Raw genomic sequence first — 13,115 nt, 5'->3', positions numbered from 1 at the left:
CCCCGCCAAACTCACGCACCAGGGCCACAGCCAAGCGCCCAAGGTTTCGTTCATCTGGTCGCGGGTTCGCAAAGGCTCGTAGCCTGCCCCATGCGCGGCATGGCGGGTGCGCAACAACCGACCACGGCCCGTCGTAGGTGCGGGCGTCGCGCTCCATGTCGTACACATCGCAGCCCGGCAGCTCCTTGTAGTGGCTATCCGAGCGAGCAAATAGGACGGCGACTGTCTGCATCATAAATCCCGACATTTTCAGGTGATATCCGCCCGCCCGGCCAGGTTCGCCGCCGCCATGCCCAGCGCCATGGCTTCCGCCCACTTCGGGTTGTTCGCCTTCAAGGCTTCGATCCCAGCCAGGGCTTCGTCGAAGCCGCCACACTCAGCGACGATGGCTGAAATCTGCTGGATGACGGCCTGCTCGTAGGGGGCGCACAAGGCGGCCAGCTGGGCGCCATAGGGGCCGGTAACGTCCAGATCGCCCGCCTTGCCGGTGTAGGCCAGCGCCGCCAGGCGCATCAGAGCAGCATCACCCTGGCCAGTCTTGGCAGGCCCCTTCCCGGATGGAACAAGCAGCGTGGCCCCCTTGTCTGCTCTGGGGATTTGCATGATCTTGTGGGCGTAATCCACGTCGATCTCCATCCCCATCCCGGCGGCCTTATCCAGCACATCGACCATCTTTCCCTGATCTACGGTTTCCTGGGTCAGATAGCTGAACGTAGGCACCCGATCTTCCGGGAACATGCCGTTGAGAAGGGCTATTGGGCGAACCACCTGGCCGTTCATGGTCGGCTCAATTTGACCGACATCGTGCAACATGATTTCGCGCCGCACCTTGTCATGGACGACGCCCAGGGCGTTGGTGCTGGTCTTGCCGTCCGCTTGGCTGGTCAGCGTTCCCCCCAGAATCGCCAGGGACTGCTTGCGTTCCCAGTAGCTGGTTGCATTCAGGAAGTCATCGACCGTGCCGGATTTCATTGCCTGGATGAAGTCGATGGTCATGTTGCTCGGCACCACGCCGGCCCCATCGTTGCCGATATTGCGGACGGCCTTCAGCAGCTGGTCGCGTTGCTTGTCGCCGATGCCCGCCGGATACTTACCTAGCCGAAGCGGAAGGCCGTACATCTCCAGGAAGCGCTGCATGTCGCGAATGTTGTACGCCTTGTAGGCATACGTCCAAGCCAGGACACGGAACAGGGCAGCCTGTTCGATGTAGCCCGATTTCGCCCGGTGTTCATGCACCACCCACCCCCATTCGCGCAGCGGCTCAGGCACCCCGTTTTTGAGGTATCGCAAGGTTCCGGTTGCCCGATCCACCTGGAACTCACGCTGGGGAACCCAGAGCAGCGCTTTGGGATACCAAGTGCTACCGGTCTGCCAGTCGATTTCATGGGCAGAGAGGCCCTTGCCGATGGCGTCCGCCAGGTCGTATTGAGCATCTTCAAAGCGCGGAATTTTGCGCAGGATGTCTTCCAGCTCCGTGGTGCGGTCGATCTCCGACTGATTGGCGTCCTTCGGCGGGGTCATCTTCCAGCCCAGGCCGGTTACCGCCCGGCGGCGCTTGGCCAGCTCAGCGAAGATGTGCGGGTCTTGCTCTTCCACCAGTTCAAACAAGGTGGCCTGCTCGGTGATGTTGCCCTGGTCGGCAGCGGCAAAAGCCCTGGCCAGCCGGGACGGGTCTAGCGTATTCACCGAAGCGTAGTTGAGCGTAGTCGATTGTGTCGAACGCGGCCCCGCTTGCAAAACATCCAGTCCCTTGCGGGCCACAGAAGAGAGTGCGGCCTTGGCAGCCTTGAACCTGTCTTTAATCGTCATCGTCTTCCCAATCGTCAGAATCGCCGCTGACGCGGCTGGTGCTGCGGCGGCCCCGCCCAGAGGCAGCTGCCGATGTGTATTTCCATTCGCCTGCGAACTCTTTGGCCAGCCTCCAGAGCTTTTCCAGAGCATCCGGGCCGTCGTCATGGTCAGCTTCAGGCCAGAATTTCAGCTGCTCGATCATCACTGTCTGTGAGCGGTGGAGCCTGATTTTCCCGTTGCCGACGTGGGGTTGCAGGCTGATGATGCGCAGTTCCTTTTCAACGTCTTCCGGCATGGGGATGCCAGGAAAGGCGATACCGGCCAGCGCCGCCCGCTTGAGCAATTCCGTGTACATGAACTCCTGGAATTGCACGGTTTCCACACCCCAGGCCAGGCACTGGTATTCGACTTGTAGGTCGATGGCCCGGCTGATAATCAGGTCCGGTACGCGCCGGGCGATGTCGGCTTCCACCACGTCCAGCGTCATGGTGTTCCGGTTCAGACCACCGACCAGGATCGCCGAGGGGTCGCGCTTCTTGTTCTTCTTGCCCAGTGACGGGTCGATGGCGCCGAAGAACAGCCAGTCATTGCGCCGATCCACCCAGAACTGGATGTTCTTGAAGGGTGCCGTGTCGTCGTTGCCGGCCTCGTTCTGCTGTTCCTGGTTGAAGGCGTCGTGGTCGCTCGCATACATGCAGTACAGACGGTACAGCGGGCGAACATCCGGCCACGACACGATAGCGCCGGCGTCCATCGCTTCCTTGTTCGCCAGGTAGAAGGCCAGTGCGTCAGCCTCGGCCGCTTCCTGAGCGCCGTCCTCATCACTCGCCGCAGCCGAGGTGTAGATGCCCTCCCACTTCTCCCAAAGGTCGGTTCGATCCGGCCAGCGCATGATCGACTTGAAGACCTTGCGGCGCCATCCCGGCTTGCGCGAAACGCGGTTGATCGCCGCGTCATAGTGCAGGCTGGTGCCGACCCAGAAAATATCCAGCCCGCCACCAGGTCCGGCCAGGCCAACAACGGCCTTGATGACGAAGTTCTCGCAAGCGTCGCGCTGTTCCTTCTGGCGGACGTTGTCGTCATTCTCCAGATCGTCCAGGAAGATCAGCCCGGGTCGGTGTGGCCCATGGCGCATACCGCGCATCTTCTTACCAGAACCACCGACGCGGACCTTGATACCGTTGGCCGTAATGATTGTCGCCGCCTGCCAGATGCGGCCCCGGCCCACTGCTTTGGGAAAGTCGGCAGCAAGGCGAGGGTTGGTGTCCAGTTCGGCCTTGATCGCTTCGAGCATTTCAATCGACTGCTCCAGCGTGTTCATAATGATGCCGATCAGCCACTTCCGCGCTTTCTTGCTCGCATGCGGCACCAGCTCGGCAAGGTAGTTGGCGCGGCAGATGCACCACAAGCTGCCAAGCTGTGTTTCGTAGGTCGATTTGGCCTCGCCGCGCGGTGCCTCATCGACCTCCCTGGTGTCAGCCTCACCGTCGATGGCTTCCGGGAAACGCTTGAAGATGTAGCGATGGAACAGCGAAAAGTGATTGGTTGTGACGTAGTGCGGGAAGTAGGTGCGGCAGAAGAACTCGTAGTCGACGACAGCACGTTCACGCCGGGCCTTGCTGGCTCCCGGATCAACCGGGAAAGCCTCGCATTCCAGTTCAATGGTCTGGCGCAATTCCTCGGAGAACTGCTCCATCCGTTGCTGGAAGTCGCGGAGGTTCTTTACCTCAACAAGGTCTTCGTAGTCGTCAGACCAATCGAACTCACGCATAGCGCTTTCCTAGGATTGCACCGATTTCCTCCAGATGCGGATGCAGCACCCGCAGCCCTGCCTGGTCAAACTTCTTGAGGTATTCGACCACTGTTTTCAGAGTGTCAAGAGCAACCGACAGCCCGGAATATTGCGGATTCAGGCGGCTGAACGATTTAGAGAACTTGGCGTAGGCATCAGCCAGCTGTGCCAGCAAGGTCGCCTTGTCTGCGGCGGGAAGATCAGACTTTTCCAACTCACGGGTCGTAGTGATGACCTGGCGAACAAAGTCTTCCACCAGCTGCTTGTTGAGGTCATCCGTGCCCTGTTCGCTGATTCGGTAGGCGGTGCGGGCCGTATCCCAGTCGTCGCCCTTGGACTGAGCCTTGGCCTTCCAGTCCCGTGCCGTGTCGTAGCTGACCCCGCCAGTGACGGCGGCGCCGTTCAAGGGCATGCCCTCGATATACAGCTGCCGCACCTTGTCGCGGGTTTCCTGAGAGTGGGCCATCGGTCAAATCCGCTTGATGATTTCGACGGCCGCAGCCGCCAGCGCACCGCCGATACCGCCGCCCATTGCCGACAGCTTGGCCGTTTTGTCGATCAAGCGCTTGTCCTCGGCTTCCAGGTTGGTGACGCGGGCGCCCAGGCCGTCGATACGCTTGCTGACACTGGTTTCGAGACTGTCGATGCGCTGGCCCAGGCTATGTTCGATGCGGTCCATGCGCTCGTTCTGAGCGTTTTCCAATCGGCGGATGTCGTCGCGGATGTCTTCGATCCGCGCCGTGAGGCCCCGTTCCATTCCCTGCACCGCACCGGTCAGCTGGCCGATGCTGTGCATGAGTTGAGAATTGTCGCGGCGTTCGCTTTCGTCTTGAGCCATTACTGCTCCCCTTGTTGTTTCCGGTCTGCGATGACGACTGCTTGGCAGGCAGTCAGTTGAAGGACTACTTCGTCGGCTTCGCTGGCGAGTCCGATAAGAAATTCAGAAGCCTGGACAGAAAGTTCGGCTCGCGTTTCACCATCACGTCCGATGGCGCCGGGGCCTGGCGCGGCGGTGGTACTTCCACCGGCTCCCTCGGGGCAGGCAACGGGGATGCGCAAGCGCAGATCGCCAGAGCGAATATCAGCAATGGCACGGTCCTTTGCAGCTTTTTCATGCTTCAAATCCTCTTGGTATTTGGCCAATGCGGTGGCCATGTCCTGGGCGTGCTCGCGTTCCTTGGCACGGTAGTTGTCTTCCAGTTCCTTGATGCGGTCGTTGGCCTTGGTCAGGGCGGCGTTGTCACGGTCAAGCCAGGCCGTCCGCTCTACCTTCTCGCCCAGCCCGAACTGCTGCTGGCCATAGGCGTAGAAGGCGCCGATCAAGAGGCCTGACAGCAGCACGATGACCAAGGCTTTGGTGGATTTGCTCATGCCGATACCCCACGGCCCCAGGCCAAATAGCGGGGCTGCAACAGGGTCAGGATGCGGCGGGGATAGCCCAGGTTCTCCGGGCAGAAGGTGGGGTGACGCCGAGCCTTACCGCAGGCGCTATCCACCGACAGCCGATCCAGTGCCGGACGCACCGTGGCGGCCTCCTGCTGCCAATGGCCCAACCCGCCGTTGTAGGCCCGCAGGGCGGCCCACAGACGGTCGAATTCAGAAGAGCCGCGCACCCGGTCAAACAGCCAGCGGTCATAGCCCACCAGCGCCCGCATGGCCCATATCGGGTTGGTCGGCTGGCACTCGGTGGCGGTCAGCCCGTTGGCCTCGCACCACCACTGCGCCGTGGCTGGCATGAACTGCGCCATGCCGACGGCGCCGACGCGGGAAATAGCCTCGGGGTTCCAGGCACTTTCCTGGTGGATTTGGGCAGCGAACACCGCCACTGGGGCATCCAGGCCCCAGGCGGCATGAGCGACCCGGGTCAGGTTGGCACGGTGTTTGAGTGCAGCGCGTGGGACTTCCTGAGCATCTACCGGAGCCGCCCAGAGCAGCCCGAGGGAGAACCCAAGCAGGGCGACGATGATAGCGGCCAGCAGTTCCTGTCTTGCCGGCGTGAGCTTGGAGAAGGCCATCCTAGGCCCCCAGGCCGATGGCCAGCATGGCGGAACCGACGATGATGGCCCGCCGCAGCATGGCCATGGCGAACACCAGGCCGTCGTCCCACGGGATCAGCTTGCAGTCGTCCAGGTCAATGTCGCAGGCGGCCTCTTCCTGCTTCCCCCGGGCAATGAAGGCATCGGGCCGGGCATAAGGGAAAAGGGAACGGTCAAACCAATAGCCGACCACCCCGGCCATGGTGACCAGGGAGAGCTTGTAGAGGCTGACGGGAAGCTGTTGCGGATAGGCCAGGCCGATGACGACAAGCAGCAAGACGGTAGCAATCAGCCACCAGAAAAGGCGGGGAAGCTTCATGGCGTAATCTCCGGTTGTTCATGTGATATGACAACCGGAGGTTACGCGGGCGCGCGAGGCGGGATTAGGCGTGAAACGTTTCCAGGGGGAGAGTCAGAGACTCAATGTACGTTCTTGGCAATGAAGAAAACCGCAGCTACCAAGGCACTGCTGACGACAGAAATAAGGCCGATGATCCGCCATGTCTGGGCGTTCATTTCCTTATGGAACTCTGAGCGGAGGACGCCAACCTCTTTTTGCAATTCAGAACGAAGGTTACCTAACTCACGAACCATGTCCTCCTTGGTTACCAAGTTCGGCAGAACGGCTTCAATTTTTGTGATGCGCTCTGAGAGGTCCATATCTGTAGGTCCGCCACCACCGGCATCAACTAGATGAGGTCGCCGGTTATCAGTGTTTAATGTCCTTATGTTAGACATTTTCTTGCCTTGTTAAACAGGAACCAGTAGCTGAACAGGTCGACGTGGCCGCATTGTACGCATTGCATCACGACAACAGGCAGGCTTTTGTCTGGCCCGATTGAAATAGAAGCTTTGAAACTGCTTGTGCTTTCTGGGTCTGCTGACACCTTCATTTCGGGCATGGCATACACGGCCAGAACCTCGCTACCGCCATCGTCCGTCTTGGTGTGAAGTCGAAATTCCTGATGCCCACAATAAGGGCATGAGGTTGGGCGATTTTGTTGCAGAGCCGAAACGGCATCCTCTGTAGTTAGTGGCTTCATGAGTGGTTACTTGCAGGCGTCCAGCGCGTTTTGAAATTGGTCTTTCTTCAACCAATGCCCAGACTTTAAAACCTCGCCAACTCCATCACCCAGATGCATCGATGCCAATAGGCAATAGCGAAGCGGTGAATTGTTAACTTCATTTCGCTTTGCATCGTCAAGTGCGTTGTAGTCATTGACGATCTTTGTGACCGGCTCATAAAGAGCGGTGACAGCTTGCCGATCCCCGACTTTTTGAGCGTGCTCAAGCTGTACAGCAAGTGGTTCGATTTTCGCCTTGAGCTTCCGTGCCTGCGGACTACCAGCACGTAACTCAACCGCCTGCGCGACCCACCCAAACCCTGCCATCAAGATAGTCACTGCTAAAAAGAAAAAGGCAACCTGTTTCCATCTCGGCCAATGCCCAATGCCGAGTGGGTCTTTCTTTTCTGTGGTCATTGTCCCTCCTTTTTCTCTCCCTCTGTCTCCGCTCGCTCAACGGCCCTCCCGGTTTCCGCTAAAAGCTTGCTGACTCCGCGCTGCGCCTCTGGCGGGCTGTTGCGGTAGTTGTCGAGCAATGCCACCTCCATAGGTGTGTTGGCGGTGTTTGGTGAACGAACGCCGGTTACCACATACGCGACATCAACCCCCAGTACGGCCACTGCGGCTAGGTAGCTCGCCTTTGGTGGGGTTCTGTTCGTCTCATAGGCATGTTGTGTCTGCTTCGTTGTTTCCGCTGCCTCAGCCATTGCTGGTTGAGTGAGTTTCAGACGTTCTCTTTCTTCCCTTAGACGCTCGCCGATGGTCATTAAATCTTTCCCTATTTTTCATTGACAGGGAAAGATTTCTTTCCCATAATGGAATCCATTAACAGTCAGTAACAGGAGTATGACGGCATGGAAGCAGCAGTCAACAGAAACGCCGTGCTGCACGCGCTGCGCAAGTGCAACACAAACCTCAAGGAATGGTGCGAGAAGGAAGGTTACGGCTACCGGAACGCATCCAACGTCCTGCGCGGCATAAGCCGTGCCCATTTCGGCCACGGTAAAGAGATCGCCGACAAGCTCAATGCATTGGTGCGGGGTGAAAAATGACCATCCCAATTCAGGCCACGATCACCCGCTGCCGCCACGGCAAAGCGCTGGTGGTTATCGACTCCAGGCCGTTCAACGGCATGGAAATCCGCCCGCATGACCTCCGTCTCCTGGCGCAGAAGCTTGATGCCTTGGCTGACATGGCTGCCCACCTCCCCACCAGCGGCAAGCACTACCGACCGACCAAGGTGGAAATAGGCGCCAACGCCCCTCCCCGCCCCGACAAGTGCCTGCCCTCTTATGAAGGCGCGGTTTCCTACCTGATTAACCACTTTTCGGCCTGCCTGGCCATCAATGAACTGGCCACCATGGAAGCAACGTCTTCGTACCTCTTTCAAGCTCCGCTGCCCGTCCGGCAGCTGATCCATAACCCAGCAATCGAACTGTCCTTTATTGAATCGGGAGTCTGACATGGCACGAAAAACCAAAGAAATCGAAATCGACCTTGGAATCGGCCGAGAGACTGCTGAGAAGTCTCCCGAAGGACGCGCCTACGCAGGTCTTGGAAATGACGCGATGCTAGACGACGACTCCACGTCGATTATCGCGGTTGCTAGGGGGGCGTGTGCAGCCCTTCCGGTACCAGCGCCTTCGGCAAACCTAATCACGGTTTCCTCTCAGTTCGGTGTAACCACCGAGGACTTGGGGGAGCTTGCCCGTATCGGTGCCGATTCTATCAATCGGGCGATGTTCGAGATTACGCGGGCTGGCCTGGCCTTTCTTCGAGCGCAAGAACTGCTGTCTCTGGGCAATTTCGGGGTGGGCGAATCCTCCGTGTCCGAACGTTCGGACACGGGTGGATTCTCAGCCTGGATCAGCGAACACGGTCTGGCGAGGCAGCGCGTCTATGAGGCAATGCGGATCGCGAAGTTTGTCACCCACTTGCCCCAAGACCAACTGGAGGATGTGCTAGCCCTGGGAAAGGTCAAGGTGATGCTTTTGGCATCGCTCCCACAGGAAGTAATTGACCAAGCTGCTGAGTCTGGCAGTGACCTGATCGAGAAGGCTGACCTGATGACGGTCGCCGAACTCAAGGAAGAGATTCAGACACTCAGGCGCCGGGAGAAGAACTACGAAGCGGAAATCGAGCGGGCGCAGTCCATGGTCAAGCGCCTGAACGAGGCCAAGAAGCGCACCACCGAATTCCTGCTGCGCACCGAGGAAATCCGCGAAGAGTGCATGGCCCTTCAGCTGGGCGCCGAACTCAATTTGAACGGCCTGCAAAAGCAGTTCGAAGAGGTGAACGCCGAAGACCCCAGCCTGCCCGAGTGGCGGCTCCAGATGGAGCAAATCTGGGTGACCGCCCATGTGGTTGCCGCCAGAGCCCTGGACCTGGTGGAGCGGATGAAAGACAGCGTCCGGGACGGCGAAATGCCAGAGCGCGTCATGGGCCAGCACATCCTCACGCCAGAAGAGGCGCAGCGCTGGATTCTGGACTACCCCATGATCGAAAACCGCCACGCCGCCGACGCCGCCGCCCGCCAGGAGAAGCGCGATGCCGCCAAGCCTAAGGGGCCGGGTCGCCCCAAGGGGTCCCAGAACAAGGCATCCACAGGGGAATAAGCCATGAAAGGGAGCGCAATAGTCAAGCGCATCGAGCCCAGCAAGGGGGCCGGTGGCGCAGTCGCGGTGATGCCTACGGCTCAGGTACTGGCCCTGCGGGCACGCGACCCCTGGCGGGAAGCGACGGACCGTGCCCGGCAGGTCGCCACCTGGCGGGAAACCGTGGTGGCCTACGTCCGGACTCTGACCGATGAGGGCGTGACGCAAAACAACGCCGTAGCCCTTCTGCTGGAGCGTGGCGCGGCTGGCCGGCTACCCGCCCACTTCGCAGTGGCCCTGGCCGGGGCAGCCAAGGCGGGCCGCTCGGCTCCCTCCCGCTCCGCCATCTGTGAATGGTGCGCCCAGTACCGCGAGGGCGGCATATCCGCCCTGCTGCCAGACCACAAGGGCCGGGTGGTGGAAGCCGCCGGCTGGTGGGGTCCGGCCCTGGAGTACTTCAACTCGCCCAGCCAGCCGGACATGTCGGCGGTGTATCGCCGGCTTGTTGAGGTCGATCATTTTCCGGTCAGCTATGACCAGGTTCGTAATTACTTGACGGGTGTACCGGCCATGTACGGCCGCAATAGCCCGGCACGGATCGGCCGCAATCTCTACAAGCTCACCGAAAAGGCGTTCATCCGTCGCTCGGTGCTGTGCGCCTTGCCCGGCGACATCCTGGCTGCGGATGGCTACTGCGCCGACGTGTATCTGGCGCACCCGCTGACCGGTGGCCTATGGCGCCCTGAGCTGACCGTTTGTATCGACGTTCGTAGCGGTTTTGTCCCCTACTGGCGTGCCGATGAGCATGAGGGAACCTACGCGGTGCAGAACATGTGGGCCGAGGCATTCAGCCGCTGGAACCACACGCCGATCTTTCTGTACGTCGATAACGGTTCCGGCCACAAGAACCGGATGATGAGCGACGAAAACGTCGGCTTCTACAAGCGGGCCGGCATCGTTGAAGTCATCCACGCGCTGCCCGGAAACCCACATGGGAAGGGGTGGATTGAACGCTTCTTCCGGTCAATGAAGGACGACTTCCTCAAGATGGAGTTTCCGCAGTTCTACTGCGGCACCGATGCAGCCCCCGAGTCACTGCGCTATGTCGTCAATGAGGTCAATGCTGGCCGCCTAGAAGCACCCAGCCTTGCCGAGTTCACCGAGAAGTTCAATGCCTGGCTGATGCGCTACCACTCCCGCCCATCGCCGGCAGAGCCTCGCCGTACCCGGTCTGAGGTCTGGGGCGAATTGCAACCGATCCCGCCGGCTGACAGCGTCAAGGAACTCAAGCGCCAGGCGACGCAGCTTACCGTTCGCCGTGCCTCAATAAAGCACTACAAGCGCGAATACGGTCACCCAGAACTGCATGCCTTCAATGGCCAGAAGCTCACCATCGAATACGACCTGGTCGATTCCAGCTTTGTTGTGGTTCGCACGCTGGATGGGCGCTGGATATGCGACGCGCCGCTGATTAAGGCTATCGGCGTAATCGCGGAAAACAGGCTGGAAGACGGTCGCCAACTTCGCGCCGAAATCGCCATCAAGCGCCTGCAAAAGAAGATGGACGAACAGCAAGCCCGCGCCGGCCGAGTCATCGACGCCGATGCCGTAGCCGATGGTGCTGTGCTGGAAGGAACTGCTACCCGCCTGCTGGATTCCCCCAGCGGCGAAGAAATCAACCTGTTTGAAGACTGATCGGAGGAACCCATGAGCGAACAAACGACCCAGTGGCCAGGCCACTACAGCGCCGCCGACGTGGCCTTGATCGAGAAGGCCAAGCAGTGGATCGCCGCCCGCGAATACACCCAGGCCGCCCTGGCCCGGCTGGCTCGCATTTCCAGCAGCAGCCTGAATCAGATTCTCAAGGGGGTGTATGCCACCAGCCCCGCCAAGCTGCTGGTGGCAGTCGAGTCGGCCATGCGTCATGCGGATGAGGCCAGCGGGCATGCTTCCGCCCCCGTCGAAACCAGCTTTTTCAGGATGGCCAACGTGGCATACAGCATGGCCCGCCGCTATCGGAACTTTGCGGTACTGAGCGCCTACGTCGGTGTCGGCAAGACGTTTGCGGGAAAGCACTACGCCCAAACCCACCCGAACACCTACTTCATTGAGGCCGCGCCGACGATGACCCTGGCCAGCCTGACCAAGCAGCTGCACCGAATGGTGATCGGAGTCGGGAAGGGCAGCATCGCCGACAAGTTCGACGAAGTGGTGGCCAGCCTTAAGAACACCGACAGCCTGCTGATTGTTGATGAGGCGGAAACCATGACGCCGAACCAGTTGCACGAATTCCGCCGCATCCGCGACCTGGCCAATATCGGCATCGTGCTGTCCGGCACCGAACATCTGAGCGGCCTGGTCAAGCCTAAGCACGGGCAGTTTGACCAGATTCGCTCCCGCACCGGCTTCTGGCCGGAGACGGTACGCGGCATTACTGCAGAAGACTCCGCCGCCCTGGTTCAGTCTGCCTTTGGCGCGGAAGAAGTGCCGGAGGATGTGATTACCCGCCTGTTCGCCTACTGCCAAGGCAGCGCCCGCATGCTCTGCGAGGGCCTGATTCCTGGCATCAAGGAATTCCGCCGGGGCCGCGCCCTGGACGTGAAGCTGGTGGATGCGGTGGCCAAGCAGGCCCTTTGCCTGCAAAGCCTCGCCTGATCGGTGGGGGTTCCTATGACCACGACCACCCACCCGGCAAGCCTAATGGAACCCAAGGTCTTTACCCCGGGTTTTCTGATCCGGCTGTCACTGCTAACCAACGTCGAAAGAGAACTGCGGGTCATGGGCTATCCGGTGCTCTGGAGCCGACTTGCCGGCCTCATTCCCCAGGCCCACATCCACCTCGGCGAGAAGGCTCACATCACCCCGCTGCTAAATCGGGCCAAGCCGCATTCCTACCGGACCTACATCGACCAGGACAAGAAGATGGCGGCCTGCGAGTTCGAAGGCGTACTGGTCAGTTGGGAGCGGCCATGACGCCAGGAACCCCCGTTCGCGTCACCGGCCACCTGCCGGGCCGGCCCAACATCGCCGGCTACATGGACCGCACAGGGACCATCCAGGACTCCGGCGCAACCCACCTGCTGGAAGGCTTCGTCGCGGTTGCCCTGGATTATCGGGATGGAAGCCCGCCCAGCAAGCAGCCCATCCTGACCATTTTTCACCAGGACGAATTGACCGTCCTGGGCTCAACCCCCGTTATCAAGTGAGGAACAAATGACCGAAACCATCAAAGAAATTCCGCCGGGCTGGATGTTGAATGCCCGGGGCCAGCTGGAGCACCAGGACAACGTTCGGCCCATCGACCTGGAGCGCGACAAGCTGGTGAAAGAGATCGTCGTCAAGGCCAAGGCGTTGAATGGCCAGATCGGCGACTTCAAGGCCGCCGTCTTCGGCGACATCGCCGCCTTCGTCCAGCTGAGTGCCGAGCAGTACGGCGCCAAGGTTGGAGGCAACAAGGGCAACGTCACGCTGTTGAGCTTTGACGGTCGCTTCAAGATCGTCCGAGCCATCGCCGAGCGCCTGACCTTCGATGAGCGCCTACAAGCTGCCAAGGCCCTCATTGATGAGTGCATCACCGACTGGAGTCAGGGTGCCAGGCCGGAGATTCACGTCCTGGTCAATGACGCCTTTCAGGTGGATCAGGCGGGCAACATCAACACCGGCCGGGTCCTGGGCCTGCGCCGCCTCAGCATCGAGGACGAACGCTGGAAGAGCGCCATGGCCGCCATCGGCGAAGCCATCCAGGTCACCGGCAGCAAGCCCTACGTCCGCATCTATGAGCGGGTCGGCGATACCGACCAGTACGTCCCCATCCCCCTCGACGTCGCGGCGGTGTGAT

The 13,115-nt window shown here is 60.3% G+C and carries 18 protein-coding genes; 8 read left to right on the top strand and 10 right to left on the bottom strand.

The genetic code is table 11. From position 1 onward, the window contains the following. Nucleotides 1–249: 249 nt before the first annotated feature. The 10 genes from ACLSSQ_RS11750 to ACLSSQ_RS11705 form a co-directional block, all read right to left on the bottom strand. A complete protein-coding gene (locus ACLSSQ_RS11750; RefSeq protein ID WP_416242777.1) occupies nucleotides 250–1,809 on the bottom strand; it encodes a DUF935 domain-containing protein in 1,560 nt (519 codons plus the stop codon). Continuing rightward, nucleotides 1,799–3,562 carry a phage terminase large subunit gene (gene terL, locus ACLSSQ_RS11745; protein ID WP_416242776.1) on the bottom strand — a complete coding sequence of 588 codons (1,764 nt, stop codon included), beginning with the start codon at nucleotides 3,560–3,562 and terminating at the stop codon, nucleotides 1,799–1,801. The genes ACLSSQ_RS11750 and terL overlap by 11 nt, the downstream gene beginning before the upstream one ends. After that, nucleotides 3,555–4,049: a DUF1804 family protein gene (locus ACLSSQ_RS11740; protein WP_416242775.1), complete on the bottom strand. Its 495-nt coding sequence runs from the start codon at nucleotides 4,047–4,049 to the stop codon at nucleotides 3,555–3,557. The genes terL and ACLSSQ_RS11740 overlap by 8 nt, the downstream gene beginning before the upstream one ends. A 3-nt stretch (nucleotides 4,050–4,052) precedes the next feature. Next, nucleotides 4,053–4,421 (bottom strand): hypothetical protein, encoded by a 369-nt coding sequence (locus ACLSSQ_RS11735; protein WP_416242774.1) that lies wholly within the window; start codon nucleotides 4,419–4,421, stop codon nucleotides 4,053–4,055. After that, nucleotides 4,421–4,954, bottom strand: coding sequence for a lysis system i-spanin subunit Rz (locus ACLSSQ_RS11730; protein WP_416242773.1), 534 nt, complete (start codon nucleotides 4,952–4,954; stop codon nucleotides 4,421–4,423). Before ACLSSQ_RS11730 ends, ACLSSQ_RS11735 begins: the two co-directional genes overlap by 1 nt. Beyond that, on the bottom strand, nucleotides 4,951–5,598 hold the full coding sequence (locus ACLSSQ_RS11725; protein WP_416242772.1) for a transglycosylase SLT domain-containing protein: 648 nt from the start codon (nucleotides 5,596–5,598) through the stop codon (nucleotides 4,951–4,953). The genes ACLSSQ_RS11730 and ACLSSQ_RS11725 overlap by 4 nt, the downstream gene beginning before the upstream one ends. A gap of 1 nt (nucleotide 5,599) precedes the next feature. Then, on the bottom strand, nucleotides 5,600–5,938 hold the full coding sequence (locus ACLSSQ_RS11720) for a putative holin (protein WP_416242771.1): 339 nt from the start codon (nucleotides 5,936–5,938) through the stop codon (nucleotides 5,600–5,602). 101 nt (nucleotides 5,939–6,039) lie between these two features. After that, entirely contained in the window at nucleotides 6,040–6,279 is a 240-nt protein-coding gene (locus ACLSSQ_RS11715) for a hypothetical protein (protein WP_416242770.1), read from the bottom strand. A 389-nt stretch (nucleotides 6,280–6,668) separates the two neighbouring features. After that, nucleotides 6,669–7,100, bottom strand: a complete 432-nt coding sequence (locus ACLSSQ_RS11710) for a hypothetical protein (RefSeq protein ID WP_416242769.1) — start codon at nucleotides 7,098–7,100, stop codon at nucleotides 6,669–6,671. Beyond that, entirely contained in the window at nucleotides 7,097–7,450 is a 354-nt protein-coding gene (locus ACLSSQ_RS11705; RefSeq protein ID WP_416242768.1) for a helix-turn-helix domain-containing protein, read from the bottom strand. The genes ACLSSQ_RS11710 and ACLSSQ_RS11705 overlap by 4 nt, the downstream gene beginning before the upstream one ends. Nucleotides 7,451–7,537: 87 nt before the next feature. Here ACLSSQ_RS11705 and ACLSSQ_RS11700 point away from each other — a divergent pair, with 87 nt between their 5' ends. From ACLSSQ_RS11700 to ACLSSQ_RS11665, 8 genes are read left to right on the top strand one after another with little or no spacing between them, the layout of a single operon-like run. Then, nucleotides 7,538–7,735, top strand: a complete 198-nt coding sequence (locus ACLSSQ_RS11700; RefSeq protein ID WP_416242767.1) for a hypothetical protein — start codon at nucleotides 7,538–7,540, stop codon at nucleotides 7,733–7,735. Continuing rightward, nucleotides 7,732–8,145: a hypothetical protein gene (locus ACLSSQ_RS11695; RefSeq protein WP_416242766.1), complete on the top strand. Its 414-nt coding sequence runs from the start codon at nucleotides 7,732–7,734 to the stop codon at nucleotides 8,143–8,145. Before ACLSSQ_RS11700 ends, ACLSSQ_RS11695 begins: the two co-directional genes overlap by 4 nt. A gap of 1 nt (nucleotide 8,146) precedes the next feature. Next, entirely contained in the window at nucleotides 8,147–9,298 is a 1,152-nt protein-coding gene (locus tag ACLSSQ_RS11690) for a hypothetical protein (protein ID WP_416242765.1), read from the top strand. A 3-nt stretch (nucleotides 9,299–9,301) separates the two neighbouring features. After that, nucleotides 9,302–10,972, top strand: a complete 1,671-nt coding sequence (locus ACLSSQ_RS11685) for a Mu transposase C-terminal domain-containing protein (RefSeq protein ID WP_416242764.1) — start codon at nucleotides 9,302–9,304, stop codon at nucleotides 10,970–10,972. A 12-nt stretch (nucleotides 10,973–10,984) separates the two neighbouring features. Next, a complete protein-coding gene (locus ACLSSQ_RS11680; protein WP_416242763.1) occupies nucleotides 10,985–11,932 on the top strand; it encodes an AAA family ATPase in 948 nt (315 codons plus the stop codon). Between the two features lie 15 nt (nucleotides 11,933–11,947). Then, on the top strand, nucleotides 11,948–12,250 hold the full coding sequence (locus ACLSSQ_RS11675) for a hypothetical protein (RefSeq protein WP_416242762.1): 303 nt from the start codon (nucleotides 11,948–11,950) through the stop codon (nucleotides 12,248–12,250). Beyond that, the gene (locus tag ACLSSQ_RS11670; protein WP_416242761.1) at nucleotides 12,247–12,483 is read left to right on the top strand and encodes a hypothetical protein; all 237 of its coding nucleotides are present in this window, start codon (nucleotides 12,247–12,249) and stop codon (nucleotides 12,481–12,483) included. The genes ACLSSQ_RS11675 and ACLSSQ_RS11670 overlap by 4 nt, the downstream gene beginning before the upstream one ends. 7 nt (nucleotides 12,484–12,490) lie before the next feature. Beyond that, on the top strand, nucleotides 12,491–13,114 hold the full coding sequence (locus tag ACLSSQ_RS11665; protein WP_416242760.1) for a DUF3164 family protein: 624 nt from the start codon (nucleotides 12,491–12,493) through the stop codon (nucleotides 13,112–13,114). Nucleotide 13,115 lies beyond the last annotated feature (1 nt).

The organism is Azospira sp. APE16, assembly GCF_047901315.1.
Taxonomy (GTDB): domain Bacteria; phylum Pseudomonadota; class Gammaproteobacteria; order Burkholderiales; family Rhodocyclaceae; genus Azospira; species Azospira oryzae.
This window is presented reverse-complemented; position numbering and strand designations above follow the sequence as displayed.

Excerpts from the sequence above, each read along its gene's own strand:
- ACLSSQ_RS11750 (WP_416242777.1), bottom strand. The coding sequence starts at position 1,809 with ATGACGATTAAAGACAGGTTCAAGGCTGCCAAGGCCGCACTCTCTTCT.
- terL (WP_416242776.1), bottom strand. The coding sequence starts at position 3,562 with ATGCGTGAGTTCGATTGGTCTGACGACTACGAAGACCTTGTTGAGGTA.
- ACLSSQ_RS11740 (WP_416242775.1), bottom strand. The coding sequence starts at position 4,049 with ATGGCCCACTCTCAGGAAACCCGCGACAAGGTGCGGCAGCTGTATATC.
- ACLSSQ_RS11735 (WP_416242774.1), bottom strand. The coding sequence starts at position 4,421 with ATGGCTCAAGACGAAAGCGAACGCCGCGACAATTCTCAACTCATGCAC.
- ACLSSQ_RS11730 (WP_416242773.1), bottom strand. The coding sequence starts at position 4,954 with ATGAGCAAATCCACCAAAGCCTTGGTCATCGTGCTGCTGTCAGGCCTC.
- ACLSSQ_RS11725 (WP_416242772.1), bottom strand. The coding sequence starts at position 5,598 with ATGGCCTTCTCCAAGCTCACGCCGGCAAGACAGGAACTGCTGGCCGCT.
- ACLSSQ_RS11720 (WP_416242771.1), bottom strand. The coding sequence starts at position 5,938 with ATGAAGCTTCCCCGCCTTTTCTGGTGGCTGATTGCTACCGTCTTGCTG.
- ACLSSQ_RS11715 (WP_416242770.1), bottom strand. The coding sequence starts at position 6,279 with ATGGACCTCTCAGAGCGCATCACAAAAATTGAAGCCGTTCTGCCGAAC.
- ACLSSQ_RS11710 (WP_416242769.1), bottom strand. The coding sequence starts at position 7,100 with ATGACCACAGAAAAGAAAGACCCACTCGGCATTGGGCATTGGCCGAGA.
- ACLSSQ_RS11705 (WP_416242768.1), bottom strand. The coding sequence starts at position 7,450 with ATGACCATCGGCGAGCGTCTAAGGGAAGAAAGAGAACGTCTGAAACTC.
- ACLSSQ_RS11700 (WP_416242767.1), top strand. The coding sequence starts at position 7,538 with ATGGAAGCAGCAGTCAACAGAAACGCCGTGCTGCACGCGCTGCGCAAG.
- ACLSSQ_RS11695 (WP_416242766.1), top strand. The coding sequence starts at position 7,732 with ATGACCATCCCAATTCAGGCCACGATCACCCGCTGCCGCCACGGCAAA.
- ACLSSQ_RS11690 (WP_416242765.1), top strand. The coding sequence starts at position 8,147 with ATGGCACGAAAAACCAAAGAAATCGAAATCGACCTTGGAATCGGCCGA.
- ACLSSQ_RS11685 (WP_416242764.1), top strand. The coding sequence starts at position 9,302 with ATGAAAGGGAGCGCAATAGTCAAGCGCATCGAGCCCAGCAAGGGGGCC.
- ACLSSQ_RS11680 (WP_416242763.1), top strand. The coding sequence starts at position 10,985 with ATGAGCGAACAAACGACCCAGTGGCCAGGCCACTACAGCGCCGCCGAC.
- ACLSSQ_RS11675 (WP_416242762.1), top strand. The coding sequence starts at position 11,948 with ATGACCACGACCACCCACCCGGCAAGCCTAATGGAACCCAAGGTCTTT.
- ACLSSQ_RS11670 (WP_416242761.1), top strand. The coding sequence starts at position 12,247 with ATGACGCCAGGAACCCCCGTTCGCGTCACCGGCCACCTGCCGGGCCGG.
- ACLSSQ_RS11665 (WP_416242760.1), top strand. The coding sequence starts at position 12,491 with ATGACCGAAACCATCAAAGAAATTCCGCCGGGCTGGATGTTGAATGCC.